At 46.4% G+C, this 17157-nt stretch carries 10 protein-coding genes; 2 read left to right on the top strand and 8 right to left on the bottom strand.

Annotated elements, in window-relative coordinates; all coding sequences use genetic code 11:
* Window positions 1-69: 69 nt before the first annotated feature.
* From QK890_RS05575 to tilS, 8 genes are all read right to left on the bottom strand, one after another.
* The gene (locus tag QK890_RS05575; protein WP_005776068.1) at window positions 70-660 is read right to left on the bottom strand and encodes a DUF4251 domain-containing protein; all 591 of its coding nucleotides are present in this window, start codon (window positions 658-660) and stop codon (window positions 70-72) included.
* Between the two features lie 68 nt (window positions 661-728).
* Entirely contained in the window at window positions 729-2159 is a 1431-nt protein-coding gene (locus QK890_RS05570; RefSeq protein WP_032543599.1) for a Na+/H+ antiporter NhaC family protein, read from the bottom strand.
* Window positions 2160-2183: 24 nt separating this feature from the next.
* Window positions 2184-3062, bottom strand: a complete 879-nt coding sequence (locus QK890_RS05565; protein ID WP_032536020.1) for a VIT1/CCC1 transporter family protein — start codon at window positions 3060-3062, stop codon at window positions 2184-2186.
* A gap of 5 nt (window positions 3063-3067) precedes the next feature.
* Window positions 3068-3505: a hypothetical protein gene (locus QK890_RS05560; RefSeq protein ID WP_005818972.1), complete on the bottom strand. Its 438-nt coding sequence runs from the start codon at window positions 3503-3505 to the stop codon at window positions 3068-3070.
* A 31-nt stretch (window positions 3506-3536) separates the two neighbouring features.
* On the bottom strand, window positions 3537-4712 hold the full coding sequence (locus QK890_RS05555; protein WP_005809619.1) for an MFS transporter: 1176 nt from the start codon (window positions 4710-4712) through the stop codon (window positions 3537-3539).
* A gap of 24 nt (window positions 4713-4736) precedes the next feature.
* The gene (pbpC, locus tag QK890_RS05550) at window positions 4737-7097 is read right to left on the bottom strand and encodes a penicillin-binding protein 1C (RefSeq protein WP_005809617.1); all 2361 of its coding nucleotides are present in this window, start codon (window positions 7095-7097) and stop codon (window positions 4737-4739) included.
* Window positions 7098-7116: 19 nt separating this feature from the next.
* A complete protein-coding gene (locus tag QK890_RS05545) occupies window positions 7117-12705 on the bottom strand; it encodes an alpha-2-macroglobulin (protein WP_367627243.1) in 5589 nt (1862 codons plus the stop codon).
* Window positions 12706-13030: 325 nt separating this feature from the next.
* On the bottom strand, window positions 13031-14326 hold the full coding sequence (gene tilS, locus QK890_RS05540) for a tRNA lysidine(34) synthetase TilS (protein WP_005809613.1): 1296 nt from the start codon (window positions 14324-14326) through the stop codon (window positions 13031-13033).
* Between the two features lie 124 nt (window positions 14327-14450).
* Between tilS and feoB the strand changes: the two genes are divergently transcribed.
* Complete coding sequence (gene feoB / locus QK890_RS05535; protein WP_005776077.1) at window positions 14451-16934, top strand: ferrous iron transport protein B; 2484 nt, start codon at window positions 14451-14453, stop codon at window positions 16932-16934.
* The gene (locus QK890_RS05530) at window positions 16931-17143 is read left to right on the top strand and encodes a hypothetical protein (protein ID WP_005818982.1); all 213 of its coding nucleotides are present in this window, start codon (window positions 16931-16933) and stop codon (window positions 17141-17143) included. Before feoB ends, QK890_RS05530 begins: the two co-directional genes overlap by 4 nt.
* The last annotated feature ends 14 nt before the right edge of the window (window positions 17144-17157 follow it).

The following is a 17157-nucleotide window of genomic DNA, read 5'->3' as shown; positions in this document are numbered from 1 at the left end:
CACTTTTTGTGCGATTTGCAACGGAGTTATGTGAATTAGTTACGAGTAGAGGGCCACTCGTTACTTTTATTACCATGAACGGCCTTTAAATACATCCGACTGACTCAGCGGAACGAGGTTACCGCTCAGAGTTAATGTATTGGAGTTGAAGTTCGGGTTAATGGTTACAGTAGCGTTATTTCCACCGTTGGTCAATGTGATAAATACCTGAGCCGAGATACCGATACCCTGTACGCTGAAGTTACAGTTTACGTTTCCTCTTTTATCGGTAGTCACTTTTACGTCCGAAGTAGTTCCATCCACAGTTACACCACCAATTCCGTTAGGGCCGGGGTACGGAGTGTTGAATGCCACCTGCACAGTTGCTCTCTGTCCATTCAGCATCACAAAGTTAGTGTTTGACGACACGAAAGCGGTCTGGCCACGTTTGAAAATCACTTGGTCGGCTTCCAATACAAACTGTTTGTCTTTGATAGCTTGTACGGCTTGTTGATACGCTACTTGGTCGGCAGCCTGTTCTTCGGCTTTCAGTCTGGCTCTTTCGGCGTCTCTTTGTGCCTTGCGGTCTGCCCGACGCACCTCCCTGTTAGACTCTTGTGCATACATCATGGTCGATGCACTTACTAATACCAATGCTACTAATGCAATAAACTTTTTCATAACTTTTTTTTGTTTAGGTTTAAAACTGTTGTTCGTTTATTCCAAGAACAACTCCCTTTTCAGATTGTTCACTTGCGTCTCACAATTTTATATCCGATAGCGGCAATCGTAATGCTCATTAACGGACTGATAATGTTGAAGAAGCAATAAGGAAGATAAACCAGTGTCGGAACACTTAATATCGTGGCCTGTGTCATTCCGCAGGTATTCCATGGTATCAAGACGGAAGTTACTGTAACAGAATCTTCCGTAGTCCGGCTGAGCAGACAGCTTTCATAACCTTTCTTTTCATATATATCCCGGAACATGTTTCCGGTCAGGATAATGCTGATATATTGGTCGGCTGTGGCGAGGTTCAGGAAGATACCCGAACAGACCGTAGAAGCCACCATGCTAACCGTATTTTTCATGAAGCGGACAAATACGGAAGTGATACTTCCCAACATTCCGCTGGCAGTCATGGCTCCTCCGAAGCACATGGCACAGATGATAAGCCATACCGTATTCATCATGCCCGCCATGCCGCGGGTGGCCACAAGTTCGGTGAGCGCTTCGTTGCTTGTCTGTAGGCTGGTTCCTCCATAAAGGGTCATCATCAATCCTTTAAAGATGGACTGAATACCTTCGGAATTCTGAGCACCGGATATTTCTTGCAACAGATCGGGTTGGAAGAATACCGCAAATACTCCTGCCAATGCTGCCGACAAGAACAAGGTGATAATGGAAGGTACCCGACGGGCAATCAGTATGCCTGTTCCTATCGGTACAATCAGCAACCATAGCGTAATGTGGAATTTTCCTGCCAGTGCTGCCGAGAACTCTGCTATATGTTCTGTATTTCCGGCATTGTGTGACAGCCCGGCTACAGTGAAGATTATCAAGGTGATGATTAATGATGGCACAGTGGTTATCAGCATATAGCGGATGTGCTTGAACAGGGGGGTGTCGGTAACCGAGGCGGCTAATATCGTAGTATCCGATAATGGTGAGATTTTATCTCCGAAGTAAGCTCCCGAAATAATAGCTCCGGCGATCCATCCTTCTTCAAAACCTTGTGCTTTCCCGATTCCCATCAGGGCGATCCCGATGGTGGCAATCGTGGTCCAGGAACTTCCGGTCATAACCGATACCAATGCGCAAATAATGCAGGTAGAGGTCAGGAAAAAACTGGGATGAATGATTTGTATGCCGTAATAAATCAGTGTCGGAACTACGCCACTGATCATCCACGCACCACTCAGGGCGCCAATAATTAAGAGGATAATCAGTGCAGAAGATACACCGGTAATATTGTTCGTAATAGCCAGTTCAAAGTCTTTCCATCCTATCTTGTAGAATCCCATGCCGATCAGTACACAAACAGCTGTTGTGGTCAGGAGGGACACCTGGCTGCCTCCGCTGAGTGCATCGCTGCCAAATGTGCGTATGGTGGCAAATAGCAGGGCAACCAGTACGATCAAGGGGATCAACGAGACAAGGGGCGAGGGGATTTTTTTCATGATTCTTCTTTTCCTTTTTTATTTTCAAGCATCTATTCCTGTAAATGTTTTCAGTGCGTAACCTATCAGGAAGCTGATACCGGCTACACTGAAACTGAGTACCACCATTTCGGTAAATCTTTTGCGGAAGCTCTCTCCGCGTGCCACGGAATAGTAGTAATTGAACAATGCGATGATCATTAAAGCCATGGCCAACATTACCCCTAAAGCTATCAGTACGTTTTCAATCAGGATGAACGGAGCAACCAGTGCCGCCACCGTGATGATATAGGCGATTCCCGTATAGATAGCTGCTTTCACCGGGTGTTTGTTTTCTCCGCCTTCCGATTTGGTCGAGAGGTATTCGGACGAAGCCATTGATAAAGCTGCCGCTATTCCGGTGATGCTTCCGGTCAGGGCAATCAGCCTGGAGTCGCTTAATGCCAAAGTGAAACCGGCCAGTGCTCCGGTAAACTCTACCAAGGCATCATTTAGGCCGAGTACTACCGATCCCATATATTCAAGCCGCTCTTCGTTGATCAGTCCGATTAGTTTCTGTTCGTGGATTTCCTCTTCTTTGGCCAACTGCTGGAGATCCGGAAAATCGGTATATTTGGCATAATCATGATGTGCGTTCTCTTCGCTCGATTCCATCAGCTTAATTGCAAATGTAATACCCAGGACCCGTGCCAACCAGTAGTATTTGGCTATACGCATCCGGTCGGGTGCTACATCGGTTCCTGTATACTTCTTCAGTGTGGCATAATGTGCCTTTTCTTCTTCTGAAATCAGGCGTAATACTCTGCGGTTCGATTCGTCTTTTTCAATAGAGGCCAGCCGTTCGTATACGATGCTTTCGGTTTTTTCGTTTCTTTGGAAACGGATAAACTCTTCATTCATTTCTTTATTCAGGTTCGTTTTCATAACTCTTAATTTTGCAAGATATCCTGTCTTCTGCACCACCAATAGCGGATAAATAATATCCCTGTGAACATAAGTGCCAGTGAGAGTCCGGTGTAGAAAACCGAGATGAACGTGTCGGGTAACAGATGTAGCGAACGAATGGTAATTCCCATCGCTATCATGAAGCACATGACAATCCAGCCCTTTGCGTCAAAAAAAGAGAAGGGGCAATTTTTTTCCTTTTTCTTTTGTTCGATCCGGCGGGTATGTTTATAGTAGAGCTTTCGGAAGACGAGAATAAAAAACAATAGGAAGACGACCGTAGCTTCGCCTACCTTGAAGTGCCAGTGTCGTGAGTCATTGAGCCAGGTCACAATACCTATACGCAGGAGATTGGCCCCCGCTATTATCCAAACGATACCGGCTGTGATTAATAATACTTGTCTGTTTACTCCGTACTTCATGTCTATATAACAATTATTAGGTGACTTCGGATTATCGTTTTGAGAAAAAAGTAATCAGCAGTGAACCGATGGTCAATGCTATTCCCGTACCAACAACTCCATGCCAACCGAATGCCTGCCAGAATGTTCCTGCCAGAAACGTCCCCGTAGAGGCACCTATGAAGTAAGTGGTCATAAAAATCGTATTAATGCGGTTAGAAGCACTCGGACAGAGTTCGAAGATGCGGGTCTGGTTGCTTAATTGGATACATTGCATACCTATATCGATGATAATGATGCCGGCAACTATACCCCAATAAGAGTTTTCCCCTGCAAACAGCAGGAACCAAGCCAATAAAATCAGTCCGCATCCGATGAAATTGAATCGTCTGACCCCGACTCTCCGTACATACTTTCCTACGAGGGAAGCTGACAAAGCACCGGCAATGCCACACAACCCTAACATACCGATGACATGGCTGTCGGCATAGAATGGGGCACCTCCCATCTTAAATGCCAGACACGACCACATAGCCAGAAATGAACCGAAAGCAAGTGCAGCACGGACAGAGAAAATGCGAAGTTCGGGATATTGCTTCAATAATGAATACAAAGACTTCATTAAGTCGCTATACCTCCCCTGAAAGTTAGGGCGTATGTCCGGCAATACCCGCATGACCACAATGCCACATAACAGCATCATACCTGCGGCGATATAATACATTTCGCGCCAGCCAAACAGTTCTCCTATAAATCCGCTGACCACTCGTGAAGCCAAGATGCCGGTCAGTAATCCCGAAACTACGATCCCTACGTTCCGTCCCTTGTTTTCCGGACGCGAGAACTGAGAGGCTATCGGGATAAATATTTGTGGCATCACCGAACAGATACCTGTGAGAAGCGAAGCACAAAGAATGATATGGATGTTGGGAGCCATTGCGATGACGAGCAACGAGAGAATCAATACGGAGAAACTGGTAAGAATGATACGTTTCCGCTGGTATAAGTCACCTAAAGGAACGATAAACAATAATCCGAGCGCATAACCGATCTGTGTCACCATGGCGATCAGATTGGTTTTAAACTCCGAAACGCCCAGTTCATGGCGAATCATGTTCAGTAAGGGCTGGTTATAGTAAAGGTTGGCTACCGATATGCCTGCAACAATGGCGAGTGTCCAGAGTATCGAAGCTGGTAATCCACCATTTTCTTTCAAAATCTGTTTCATGGCGCAAAGTTACCATTTTGGGGGCTATTCCACAAAGAACGTTGTTGAAATTGTATTTCCTTCGTCGTCTACTGCTGTCAGCGAGTGCTTTCCCGGAGCAGGGCGTAGAGAGAATTTATGGAAGTCTTGTGTCTGCATCAGGTAGGTTTCGTCCAGATGCCAGTAGACAGTTGTGTTGGGATGGCTGTGGACCAATTCGACGGTCAGCTGTCCTTGGTTACCATCCATCTGTTTAGGCAGATGGATCCGCGCTCCCATCGGAGGATAGATAAACTGCATCGGCTGGAAACGGTCTTCTCCGCATCCGGGTTTGAAGGGGGGGAGCGGATGATACTCAGGATGATGCTGTTTATAATACCACTCCCATACGGGTGGAAGGGTAAACCAGTTTTGGCGGGCAACCGGTTCACTGTCAGCACAGTTTTCATAGATACGGAACCGTTCATCTGCTGATAGGGTGACCGGGTGGTGATAGGGGCAGGCTTCCGTTCTGAGGCCTTCCGGAAGAATAAACAGGGTATCTGTTTCTTCACAAAACCGTCCTTTCAAATGTCCGGATTGCCGACAGATCTCTGCTTCAACCAGTTTACCTTGTGGCCGCTCGAACCAAGGAGAGGAGGGGAGCAGATTGAATACATCGAACAGGACAGGCCCCGCTGTACGGGCTCCTACCAGTCCGGGCTTGCCTTCACCCGTAGCATTTCCGACCCATACACCTACGGCATATTTTGGAGTTACCCCCACTGCCCAGGCATCCCGGAAACCATAACTGGTACCCGTTTTCCAGGCAATGGTTTGCATGGAAGGAATGGTACGCCAGTCTATCTCTTCGGGGCGGTTTACTTCTTTGATGGCGTCAAATGTCTGCCAGACTGCTCCGGGTTGGAATGGCGGATGTTGAATGATGGCCGGGGATCGGTGGGCGGAGAGGGAGTCCGATAATAATAAGGTACAAGGGGTCTGTACCAGTCCGTTGAGGCTGCGTCCCATATTGGCATAGGCCGAAGTGACATCCCAAAGGGTAGCTTCCGCTCCTCCCAGAATCAAAGAAAGTCCGTAGTGTCCTGAGGGACGGTTTAAGGTGGTCAGCCCTATCTGCTTCAGAAAATTGTGGAACTTGGGTACTCCATACCGTTGTAACATTGTGACCGAAGGAATGTTGAGCGAACGTGCGATGGCTTCCGAAGCCGGTACGGCACCTTCGAATTGCTGGTTGAAGTTTTGTGGAGTAAAGCCATTAATGTTGACCGGAACGTCCGGTAACAGAGTATTGGGAAGAATCTCTCCTTCCTGTAGCATTGCATAATAAAGAAAGGGCTTGAGAATGCTTCCTGTGCTGCGTGGTGACCGGATTACATCTACCTGGTTACCGCTCTTTTTCTTGTCGAAGTGTACATTGCCGCAATAAGCAATGGCCTGATTGGTACGAATGTCAATTACGAGGATGGCCATATTTCGGATATCACTTCGCTTGAATTCGCTGTTCCACCGTTCTACCAGACTTTCTATCTGAGTTTGTATACCCTTGTCGATGGTCGATACGGAATATTCTCCATTTCGGGTCTGATAGAAATGGTCTGTCAGATGGGGGGCTATCTGTGGAAGAGGCAAAGGTTCCTGGGGAAGTGGCTCACTGATAGCCAGTTCATAAGTGGAAGTATCGAGAATACCTTTTTGGTGCAGGTGTGTCAGCAGTCGGTTTCGTTTGTCAAGTAATGCTTGCCGGCTTTTCGAAAGGTGGATCATGGCGGGAGAGTTGGGAAGTACGGCAAGCATAGCCGATTCCGCCCAGGACAGTTCTTCTGCCGAGTGTCCGAAATAGCGCCATGCAGCAGCATCCAGTCCCACTACATTACCTCCGAAGGGGGCATGCGAAACATAAAGTGACAATATCTTCTTCTTGGAATAACGGAACTCCAGCCGGGTGGCTCCTATCATCTCGATCAGTTTTTCCTTGAATGTACGCGGCTTGTTCCGTGCCAGCCGAATCGTTTGCATCGTAAGAGTGCTTCCCCCGCTGACGATTCGCTTGTGTCTGAGATTTTGCAGGGCGGCTCTGCCTATTGCCAAGGGGTTGACTCCCCAATGGCGGTAGAATTGACGGTCTTCAAATTCAACCAGACAGGTAGCTACTTTTTCCGGTGTGTTGTCGCGCGGAGGGAAACGCCATTGTCCATCCGTGGCGATACGGGCACCGAGAAGTTCCCCATTACGGTCGACCAAGACAGTAGAATAGGGAGAGGTGAATAATTGCCGGGGAAGACAAAATAAGTATAGGAGAAGTAGGAGGAAGAGAGAAATCTTCCACCAACTTTTGAAATATTTCTTCCACCCCCTCCCTTGTGGGGAGGGGGGAAGATTGTTTGGTTTAAGAATACGGTTCATCAGGTTTTATTTGATAGTTTTACCTGATGACTTGCGTCCTTCCGGCCTGTGTCCTTGCCTGTGCATTAGCATCATACATCGCTTCACACTGGATAGCCGGCATAACAAAATCACCGGCATAGGTCGCCTGTAAGCGGACGGTAAATGTTTTGGCTTGTCCCTGCTGTAAGTTAAAGTAGGTCAGTATCCGGTCATCGCGAATATCCTGATAGCTATAAGGAGCAGAGGTTGTAATCTGTCCTGCCATTCGTTCATTAAAGATCTCCCAGCCGGCAGGAATGATATGTGTCAGTGCCAGATTCGTATAATCCGTCGTACCACTGATGTTGGCTACAGTTACCACTGCCATAAAGTCCGTACCCTGATTCAGAGAACGTGTATCTATCGGCGAGCCGTTATTGTCTAAATACCTTACGTTCAGGCGTAGATTATTGGCCATCGGCGGCAATGTGTCGTTCAGTAATTGGGTACGTGTGATCAGATCTGCGTTTAGAGACCCTTTCCCGTTATTTTTCAGGATTACTTTTCCTTCATGTGGTGAAGTGGGGAGTGATGCCTCGTATATGGCTTTGGCTGATTTTACAGCCGGTTGCTGTTTGCCATTCAACGTCCAGTTAAAGTCCAGCGTACCGGACAGTTTTTCTGCCAAACGTCCCATTGCCATCAATGAAAAGGCAGTAGACTGTGTGCTGAACCATGTCTCTTGTGCCAGGTTGTGTGAAACGATTTTGGCTTGTTCCATGGCCTCACGCTGGCGGTTCATCAGCAGTAAGGTTTCAAGTATCATTGCTTCGTCACGATCGGATGAACCGTATACATAGTTATTCGATGAATAAGGTTCTACGGTTGTCTTAGCACTGAATACCAGTTCACCGGCTGCTTTCTCTTTGCCGTTGAGTGCATAGGCGGCTGCCAAACGCCATTTGGCTTGTTGCGAGAGTGCCGGCAATTCTTTCATCCGGTTCATGGCTCCATGTTCAGGTGATCCCGCCATAGCCAGTGTGTAAAGGCGGAAAGCCTGCTGGAGGTCTGCCTGCCAATACCACCAGTTCTGCTCTTGTGTGACGGGTTGCCAATTCTGGGATGCTGCCTTTTGGAAGCGTTTCCATTTGTTCAATACATTACTGTTCACTGCATAACCCTTTTCTTGTGCCAATACCAGGAACATACCTGCATAAGAGGTGATCCATTCGTTTGCCGAGGCATCTCCCGGCCAATAGACGAAACCTCCGTTGGGAAGTTGACGCCCGTATAGTTGACGGATAGCTTCCTGTACATTGGTTTTTATCTTTTCCGATTCCTCGTTGTCTACTGTTTTGAACTGGCTGACGAACAGCAGCGGAAGGGCTTTTGAAGTCAGTTGCTCTGTACAGTTGTGCTGATAATTGTATAGGAAATCGAAACGGCGGCTTATGTCGACAGACGGGATGCGTGAGACCTCCAACTGTATACTGTTTCCTTCCGAATCGTTACTTAACTGGTAATGGAGCTCTTCACTCTTTCCGGTTTCCACCCATTTACTCTCACGCAAAGTGACTACCGGATTCGGATTACGTACCTCTATCTCGATTGTTTCTTTGGTACTTTGTCCGTTACCGTTAGCAGCCAGATGGATGGTAGCTTTCCCGGTTTTCGTACCTGTCTTTAATTTAAAGAAGATAAGCCGGTCACCGGTTTGGTTGAAAGTAAGCGTCTGTTGCTTGCTGCCGTTCACTTGTACTCCGGCACCGGAAGCCTGTATGGATACGTTTACATTCTTCACACTGTTTTCCAATGCGAATACGTTAACAGGAACTTCAATCTCTTCGCCGATACTCAGTACACGTGGCAGTGTCGAAAGAATCATTAACGGAGTGCGTACAGGAGCAGTTTTTTCTACATTTCCGTATGCTCCGTCCTGACCGGCCACTACCATGGCACGTACGGAACCTACATACATTGGTAAAGTGATCTGGTGAGTGCGGCTTTTTCCTTTGGCAATACTGAAAGGACCGATGAATTTCACTACCGGCTTGAAGCGGTTTGCTTTCTGGTCCGATGGCTTCAGGGTTTCATCACCGCCTGTGCTGAACATCGATCCATAGCTTCCCGCTGTGGCTCCCAGTACATCGTCATACATATCCCAAGTACGGATTCCCAGTGCCTCACGGGCATAGAAACTGTTCCAGGGATCCGGTGTCTTGAAGTTGGTTAAATCAAGCAGCCCGTCATCTACAATAGCGAGCGTATAAGTCATCGGTTTACCGTGCCTTTCGCTTACGGTCAGGTTGAATGCCTGTTCGGGACGAAGCACTTCCGGCATCTTGATTTGCGGCTCAAGAACCGTTTGCTTATCAGTTACGAATACCGGCATTATACCGTACATGCGGATAGGGAGGTCGTTTACCGTTTGCGCATGGGGTTGCAGCAGGCTGATATGAAGATAAACATTCGGAGCCATTTCGGGAGTCACCTTAAACTGATATTTGGTGTCCTCCTTCCCCGATACTTCAATCCACTCCCGTTGAATTACGGATGAACCGTTTTCAAGTGTTACCAGTGCTCTTCCTCCTGCGGAAGCCGGCAATATGGCTGTTACGGTTTCTCCCGGTTCGTAGGAGTCCTTGTCGATGGAGAAAGATAACATCTTGATACCACTCGGGTCACTCTTATTGGAACGTCCCCGCCAGTCAGGCCAGTCCACATAGATGGTACCTCCCGTAGCATGTCCGCTTTCGCGGTCTTTCACGTAAACCAGATACCGTCCCCAATCCGGATAATTCACTCTGAAGCTGAATTGTCCCTTTCCGCCTACTGTGTTGAGCCGTCCTGTAGCTACGGGGCTGATGGAGCTGCTGTTGATGTATGTTTCGAATGATTCGTTATCGTTTTCCCACCACCAACTCCAACTGATGCGGTATATTTTGTATTCCAGCCCGGAACGGTTCACCGGTTTTCCGTCGGGACTGACTGTAATGACATCAAACACATGATCTTTATCTGTTTCGATATATCTGCCCTGCGGTTGGTTCAGGTTGATACCTACGTATGACGGGAAAGGAGAGTAGGGGACAGACTGAGTTTGGATACTGGCATCTCCACCCGGCTCGAATACCTGAGTCGTGATGTTGGCTTGAAGCATGCCCGGGGCATTTTCCGAGGTAGGAAGTTTCAGCATGAATCCGGCATTGCCACTTTCGTCCAGTGTACCACTGAATACATCGGTTCTTACCGAGGTGAATTCCGTAGCCGGATTATTGAAAATGTAAGTTCCATAATTCTTGAATTGGGTGTTGACTTTCGATAAAGACATTTCTACCTTTGCCTTCAGGCGTGATGCAGTGGCTCCTGTCAGCCATGCTGACGAAAGGTGTGCCTGTACTTCTTTATCTGAAGCTTTCAGGATTTCTCCCGGCAATTTCAGGTTTATTTTCAGGCGGTTCGGCTTGATGGTTTCTACCCGAAGCGCTTTGTGAAAGGCAGTACCTCCCACCTTTATGTACGCATTCCATAGTCCGGTTGGGTCTTCTGCCTGCGTCGGTATCTTGAATGTATAGAATCCATTCAGTCCGTTGGTTGAAATAAGTTTGCTATAAAATTGCCCCCTTGGATTATAGAGCTCCAATGCTACAGGATGTTTGTCCGGGATACGTTTGGCACGATCTTCCAGAATAAACGAGATATGCAGAGTGTCTCCCGGACGCCATACTCCTCTTTCACCGTACACAAATCCTTTCAAGCCTTTTTGGATGTCCTTGCCGCCCACATCAAAGCGGCTGGTGGACTGTTCTTCTCCGTCTGCTACTTTTACGTAGGCTTTTTGCTTGTCTGATTCCGCTACTACGATGAAAGGCACCCCTTTCGTTTCAATTGTGGCGAAACCTTCCGAATCCGTCACTGCTTTACCTACAGGCTGTAACTGGAAATTGTAAACAGTGACTTGGGCTTTTTCCACCGGTTTGGTATCCAGGATGTTGTTTACTGCTATCCAAAGTTTATTCATTGAATTGCGTTTCACAATCATGCCGATGTTGGAAGCCAGCACATTACAAGTGGCTATCCGGTCAGATGTCATGTAATAAGACGGGTGACAAGGGTTGTCCCGTTCATCCCATCGGTACTGACTCCAGTCGGCATTTTCATTTCCGCTGAAATAATAATATGTTTCGGGTTTGTCCCAGACTGCTTCATCTTCTTCCGGAAGAGTGCCGGATGTGACTTTGGTCAAAGATTCGGTTTCCTCGGAAAATTGCATTCTCGGGCTTTCACCACCACAAGGGTAGGCCGAATACTCCTGTTTGAACGAAAGGATGACACGATAAATAGCACCCGGTTCCTGATGGATCAGACCTGCCAGGTCAATAGAATAGTTTTCCCATTTATGAAGGTCTTTTGATGAATCTTTGCCTAAAAACAATGTTTTTTTGTAAACCAGTCTTCCGGATCTTCTTAATTCATTGGCCGAAGAAAGCGAATTGTTTTGCATAAACATCAGTACATTGTTTTCAAAGATGCGGATAACCCGCAAATCTACTGCATACAGGTTGACGGCCCGGAACGGAATGACAAGGTTTTTTGAGTCGGGAATGATGGCACCTGCAGAGGCTATTTCTACCTGAGGTTTCAGACTCAGTTCGCCAAAAGAGATAGAGTGTGAGTTTCCCAGTGCTTTTCCTTGGCCGTTTTTTATGCCTTCGTGTATTTTCAGTGTAAGCTTGCTGAGCTGACTGGCTTCAAAATAAACATTCACACGGTTATCCGTTACCTGAAAGATATACGAAGAAATCTCCGGTATTTCGATCAGTCCTTTTAAATCCTGAGCATCCGAAACCGGGTCTGAGAAGACGATTTGTATTCCGTTTTCCGGTTGGTCGATGCGTTCGGCAGAAAGGAAGCGGAAACTGTCTTTGGCAGGAATAGTGATTGTTTCACTTTGCTTCCGGTCAATTCCGGCGGACTTTCCGTCTGCTGTGATTTCAAGTTCGTAGTCTTGTTTATTTCTTTGGATATTGCCGATGACGAAGCTATAGGCTGACGGATTGGAGGTGGACTCTACGGTGACTGTCGGAGAAGACAGCCCGCCACTGGCAGAAAGCATTTTTTCTACCTGCTCCTTAGTCGTTTTATCGCTGAAACGGATCTCTCCTTTCACAGTTACTTTATCGGGTGAAGAGGCGGTTATTTCAAGCGGAGCTGTATGTAATGTGAAATTGCTTTCCTGTACCCGGAAGGAGAAGTCGAATGATTTCAATTTGCTATCCACTTCAACGAAATTTCCCAGCTGGAATGTTCCTTGATACAGTTCTCCCGGTTTCAGTTGTCCCTCTTCCGGAAGAAACTCGACAGTATTATTACTGACCCAATAGGCCTTCCCTTTTATCGAAGGAGTGAAGCGGAACGGATTATCCTTTAGTTCATTGTTTAAGTCCACCATCGGCTGGTCCTGCGTCAACTCAATCCGTATGGGAGAAGATTGAGAAATGACACCGCCCGTATAGGCATTGACGTAAGGAGCGTATTCCGAAGACGGAATAATTTCTTTAGCGCTGCGTGTGCAAGCGAATAATCCTGCGATGATGATCATAAACACACAGGAGAATAGAATTAAAAGATTCTTTTTCCCTTTCATAATGAATCATGTTTAGTTAGTTATTATTTTATCATTCGTTCGTTTTTATCTCTACTTTCAAGATTTGGATTTACAAAGATACAATTTATCCGATAGAAAGTGTCGCGAGGCTCTGTTTTTTGGTTTGCCCGGCAGACGTGTAGCTTACGTCATCTATAGTGAGGGCATGTGGCGCTTCGGATGTAGTCATCATTTACACACCGAGGTAAATGCTTTTACATACCGGGGTAAATGCCTTTACACGCCGGGGTAAATGCTTTTACATGCCGGAGTAAATGCTTTTACATGTGCCGGTAAGGGCTTGGTAAATGTAATCAGTTGATTTTTAGTTGATATCTTTGGGGGAGATTCGGATAATCATTACCCGCTTTGTGTTGTTGCTTACTTTAAACCGATTGTCCGTTCGTTCTCCTATCAACCAGGCAATTCGTTCTCCGCAACACAACACCCATTGTTTCTTCTTGTCACTCAGGGAGAACTTCCGGTCCGTCAAATAGTCGCTTACACGCTTTTTGCCGATCATTCCAAAAGGAATAAACACATCACCTTGTTTCCATTTTCTTATACACCATGCTGCATCCATCTTGTCTGCATCAAAGCAAGCTGTTTTTTTATCTTTGGGAATTATAAATTCAGGAGTATAATCATATACTTCCGTAACCAGACGGAAAGGTGGTTTGGCTTCTTCCTCCTTTATATCTTCTTCAATTAGCAGCAATTCCCTGTCTTTTATGACTTTCCACCCTTTACCGATGAAGACTTTTCCCGGCTGTCCGTCGAGTGATTGTTGTATACTTTCTATTTGGGCGGCGTTGAAACCGAGCGGATGCAACAGTTCGAAGAGGATGGCTCCCGGTACCGGTTCTTGCAGTAAGGCCTCTATCCGGATACCTTCGGAGGTCAGCACGCGTGTCCGTGCTTCTTCTATACCTTTATTGTATAGAGTCGCCGTGTCATTCAGGTAGTTAGTCGTGCGGATAATGCTCTCTTTAACCGATGGATTGATTTCCTGCATCAGAGGTAACAGGTTCAAACGAATTTTATTCCGGGTATAATCATCCAAAAGATTGGTACTGTCCGTTACGTAATCCTGATTCATGCGTTGCAGGTATGCGATTATTTCATCGCGGCTCAGGCAAAGCAAAGGGCGTACGATGTTTCCGTTCTTTGGACGGATTCCGAGCAGTCCGTTAATGCCGGTACCCCGGATCAGATTCAGTAATACGGTCTCTACGCTGTCGTCTTTATGGTGAGCTACTGCGATAACAGCTGCTCCACGCTGTTTCCTGAGCGTTTCGAACCACTCGTAGCGTAATTCACGGGCAGCCATCTCGATAGAAATGTGTTTGTCGGCGGCATATTGAATTGTATCAAAATGTACGGTATGTAAAGGTACTTCCGCTTCATGGCACAACCGGCGTACAAATGCTTCATCTCTGTCCGATTCTTTATCCCGCAGATGGAAATTGCAATGGGTAGCTTCACAGGTGTACCCCATTGATAGCAACAATCGTAGCAAAGCCACAGAATCGGCTCCGCCGCTTAGTGCTACCAATACCTTGTCATTCAGATAAAAGAGCTTCTCTTTTTCGATGTATTGTGCTATTCTATGTTGTATCATATTGCAAAGATAATAGTTTTGTCAATATGGATAAGAATTCTCTCTTATTTAAAAACAATCTAAATAATTTGCATGCCACAAAGTTATGAATTATCTTTGCGCCAAAATTAGAGGTACACACACTATGCGATTGTCCGAATTAAAAACAGGTGAGAAGGGAGTCATAGTCAAAGTGCTGGGACACGGCGGCTTCCGTAAACGGATTGTGGAGATGGGTTTTATCAAGGGAAAAACCGTAGAAGTATTGCTTAATGCTCCACTGAAAGACCCGATCAAATACAAAATAATGGGTTATGAAATCTCTCTGCGGCGACAGGAGGCTGATATGATCGAGATCATCAGCGAGCAGGAGGCTAAGTTACAAACACAGGAATCTGCTTATCATCAGGGATTGACTGAAGATATTGACGTAAAAGAGGAAGATTTGAAGCGGGTTGCCCTTGGAAAACGGCGTACGATAAATGTGGCGCTGGTCGGTAATCCGAACTGTGGTAAGACTTCTCTTTTCAATCTGGCTTCAGGAGCCCACGAACATGTAGGCAATTATAGCGGTGTGACCGTAGATGCCAAAGAAGGATATTTTGATTTCCAGGGTTATCACTTCAAGATAGTCGACTTGCCCGGTACTTACTCTCTGTCAGCTTATACTCCCGAAGAAATTTATGTCCGCCGCCACATCATTGATGAAACGCCGGATGTGATCATTAATGTGGTCGATTCTTCCAACCTGGAGCGTAATCTCTATCTTACTACCCAGCTTATCGATATGAATGTACGCATGGTAGTAGCCCTCAATATGTACGATGAACTGGAAGCCAGCGGTAATACCCTTGATCACCGCCTGCTGGGCAATTTGTTCGGTGTTCCGATGGTACCTACTGTTTGCAAGAAAAATATCGGAGTAGACCGTCTTTTCCATGTCGTTATCAATCTCTACGAAGGTGCCGACTTTATTGATAAAAAAGGGCATATCCATCCGGAAGTGGCTAAGGAAATCATGGATTGGCATCAGACCCTGCCTAACTTTAAGGATCACGGTGAACATCCTGCCGACTATACCCATGGTAAAGAACCGGTGGGCAAAGTATTCCGCCATATTCATATCAATCATGGCCCCGATTTGGAGAAGGCTATCGATGCGGTGAAAGAAGAAATCTCAAAGAACGAATTTATCCGCCATAAATATTCTACCCGTTATCTGGCTATCAAATTGCTGGAGAATGATCCTGAAATAGAACGCTTCATTCATACTCTGCCCAATGCCGCAGAGGTGGAAAAGAAACGGGATAAAGCGGCCCGGCGTATACAGGAGACAATGAATGAAGATAGCGAATCTGCTTTGACAGATGCTAAATATGGTTTTATCAGTGGAGCGTTGAAAGAAACTTTCACCGACAATCATCTGGAGCAGGAACAGACAACGAAGGTGCTCGACTCCATTGTGACCCATCGCATTTGGGGATATCCCATTTTCTTCCTTTTTATGTATCTGATGTTCGAGGGTACGTTTGTAATTGGGGAGTACCCGATGATGGGTATCGAGTGGCTTGTCGAGGTGATGGGTAACCTGATTCGGGATAACATGTCCGAGGGCCCGCTGAAGGATATGATGATTGATGGTATCATTGGTGGAGTCGGAGGAGTGATTGTATTTCTGCCCAACATCCTGATATTGTATTTCTGCATTTCCTTGATGGAAGATTCGGGTTATATGGCTCGTGCCGCATTTATTATGGATAAAATCATGCATAAGATGGGCTTGCACGGTAAGTCGTTTATTCCTTTGATAATGGGTTTCGGGTGTAATGTGCCTGCAATAATGGCTTCACGTACCATTGAGAACCGGAAGAGCCGTCTGATCACCATGCTTGTCAATCCGTTGATGTCGTGCAGTGCCCGTCTGCCTATCTACCTGGTATTGGTGGGTGCTTTCTTTCCTAATAATGGCAGTTTGGTTTTATTGGGAATTTATGTTATCGGAATCGCATTGGCGGTTGTTATGGCTCGTTTGTTCAGCCGTTTTCTGGTGAAGGGAGATGATACTCCGTTCGTGATGGAACTTCCACCTTACCGCATGCCGACTATGAAGTCTATCTTCCGGCATACATGGGAAAAAGGCGCGCAATACCTCAAAAAGATGGGAGGTATCATTATGATTGCTTCCATTATCATTTGGTTTTTGGGCTATTATCCGGATCATAATGCTTATCCTACCCAGGCGGAACAGCAGGAAAACTCTTATATCGGGCAGATAGGTCAGGCAGTGGAGCCTGTACTTGAGCCGTTAGGATTCGATTGGAAGCTGAGTATCGGTCTTCTTTCCGGTGTGGGTGCCAAGGAGTTGGTAGTAAGTACGCTCGGTGTACTTTATACCAATGATGCCGATGCCGATGCGGTCAGTCTGGCTGAACGGATTCCGATCACTCCGCTTGCAGCATTCAGCTATATGCTGTTTGTGCTGATCTACTTCCCGTGCATTGCCACGTTGGTGGCCATCAAGCAAGAGTCCGGTAGTTGGAAGTGGGCTATCTTTACGGCAGGATATACCACAGCATTGGCATGGATTGTTTCATTTGCCGTTTATCAGATAGGAGGATTGTTTTTATGAATTGGCAAGAATGGGTTGTCGGGTTACTGATTATATTGTGTGTAGCCCGCATCCTCTATGGTATTTATGTTTTTTTCCGTCGTGTGAAAGAAAATGATAACCCTTGTGCAAGTTGTGCAAGTGGCTGTGAATTAAAGGATATGATGGATAAGAAGCGGAAAGAGTGTTCGTCTAAGAAAAAAAAGACAAAGAAAAATTGCTGCGGATAGTTTGGTAGTTTCAA

This window comes from Bacteroides sp. NGMCC 1.200775 (assembly GCF_040798045.1).
GTDB lineage: Bacteria > Bacteroidota > Bacteroidia > Bacteroidales > Bacteroidaceae > Bacteroides > Bacteroides hominis.
Note: the sequence above shows the minus strand (reverse complement) of the source record. Positions and strands in the feature narration are given on the sequence as shown.

What these genes read in the sequence shown, in the direction of transcription:
- feoB (WP_005776077.1), top strand. Translation starts at nt 14,451, where the DNA reads ATGCGATTGTCCGAATTAAAAACAGGTGAGAAGGGAGTCATAGTCAAA.
- QK890_RS05555 (WP_005809619.1), bottom strand. Translation starts at nt 4,712, where the DNA reads ATGAAACAGATTTTGAAAGAAAATGGTGGATTACCAGCTTCGATACTC.
- QK890_RS05530 (WP_005818982.1), top strand. Translation starts at nt 16,931, where the DNA reads ATGAATTGGCAAGAATGGGTTGTCGGGTTACTGATTATATTGTGTGTA.
- QK890_RS05560 (WP_005818972.1), bottom strand. Translation starts at nt 3,505, where the DNA reads ATGAAGTACGGAGTAAACAGACAAGTATTATTAATCACAGCCGGTATC.
- pbpC (WP_005809617.1), bottom strand. Translation starts at nt 7,097, where the DNA reads ATGAACCGTATTCTTAAACCAAACAATCTTCCCCCCTCCCCACAAGGG.
- QK890_RS05545 (WP_367627243.1), bottom strand. Translation starts at nt 12,705, where the DNA reads ATGAAAGGGAAAAAGAATCTTTTAATTCTATTCTCCTGTGTGTTTATG.
- QK890_RS05575 (WP_005776068.1), bottom strand. Translation starts at nt 660, where the DNA reads ATGAAAAAGTTTATTGCATTAGTAGCATTGGTATTAGTAAGTGCATCG.
- QK890_RS05565 (WP_032536020.1), bottom strand. Translation starts at nt 3,062, where the DNA reads ATGAAAACGAACCTGAATAAAGAAATGAATGAAGAGTTTATCCGTTTC.
- tilS (WP_005809613.1), bottom strand. Translation starts at nt 14,326, where the DNA reads ATGATACAACATAGAATAGCACAATACATCGAAAAAGAGAAGCTCTTT.
- QK890_RS05570 (WP_032543599.1), bottom strand. Translation starts at nt 2,159, where the DNA reads ATGAAAAAAATCCCCTCGCCCCTTGTCTCGTTGATCCCCTTGATCGTA.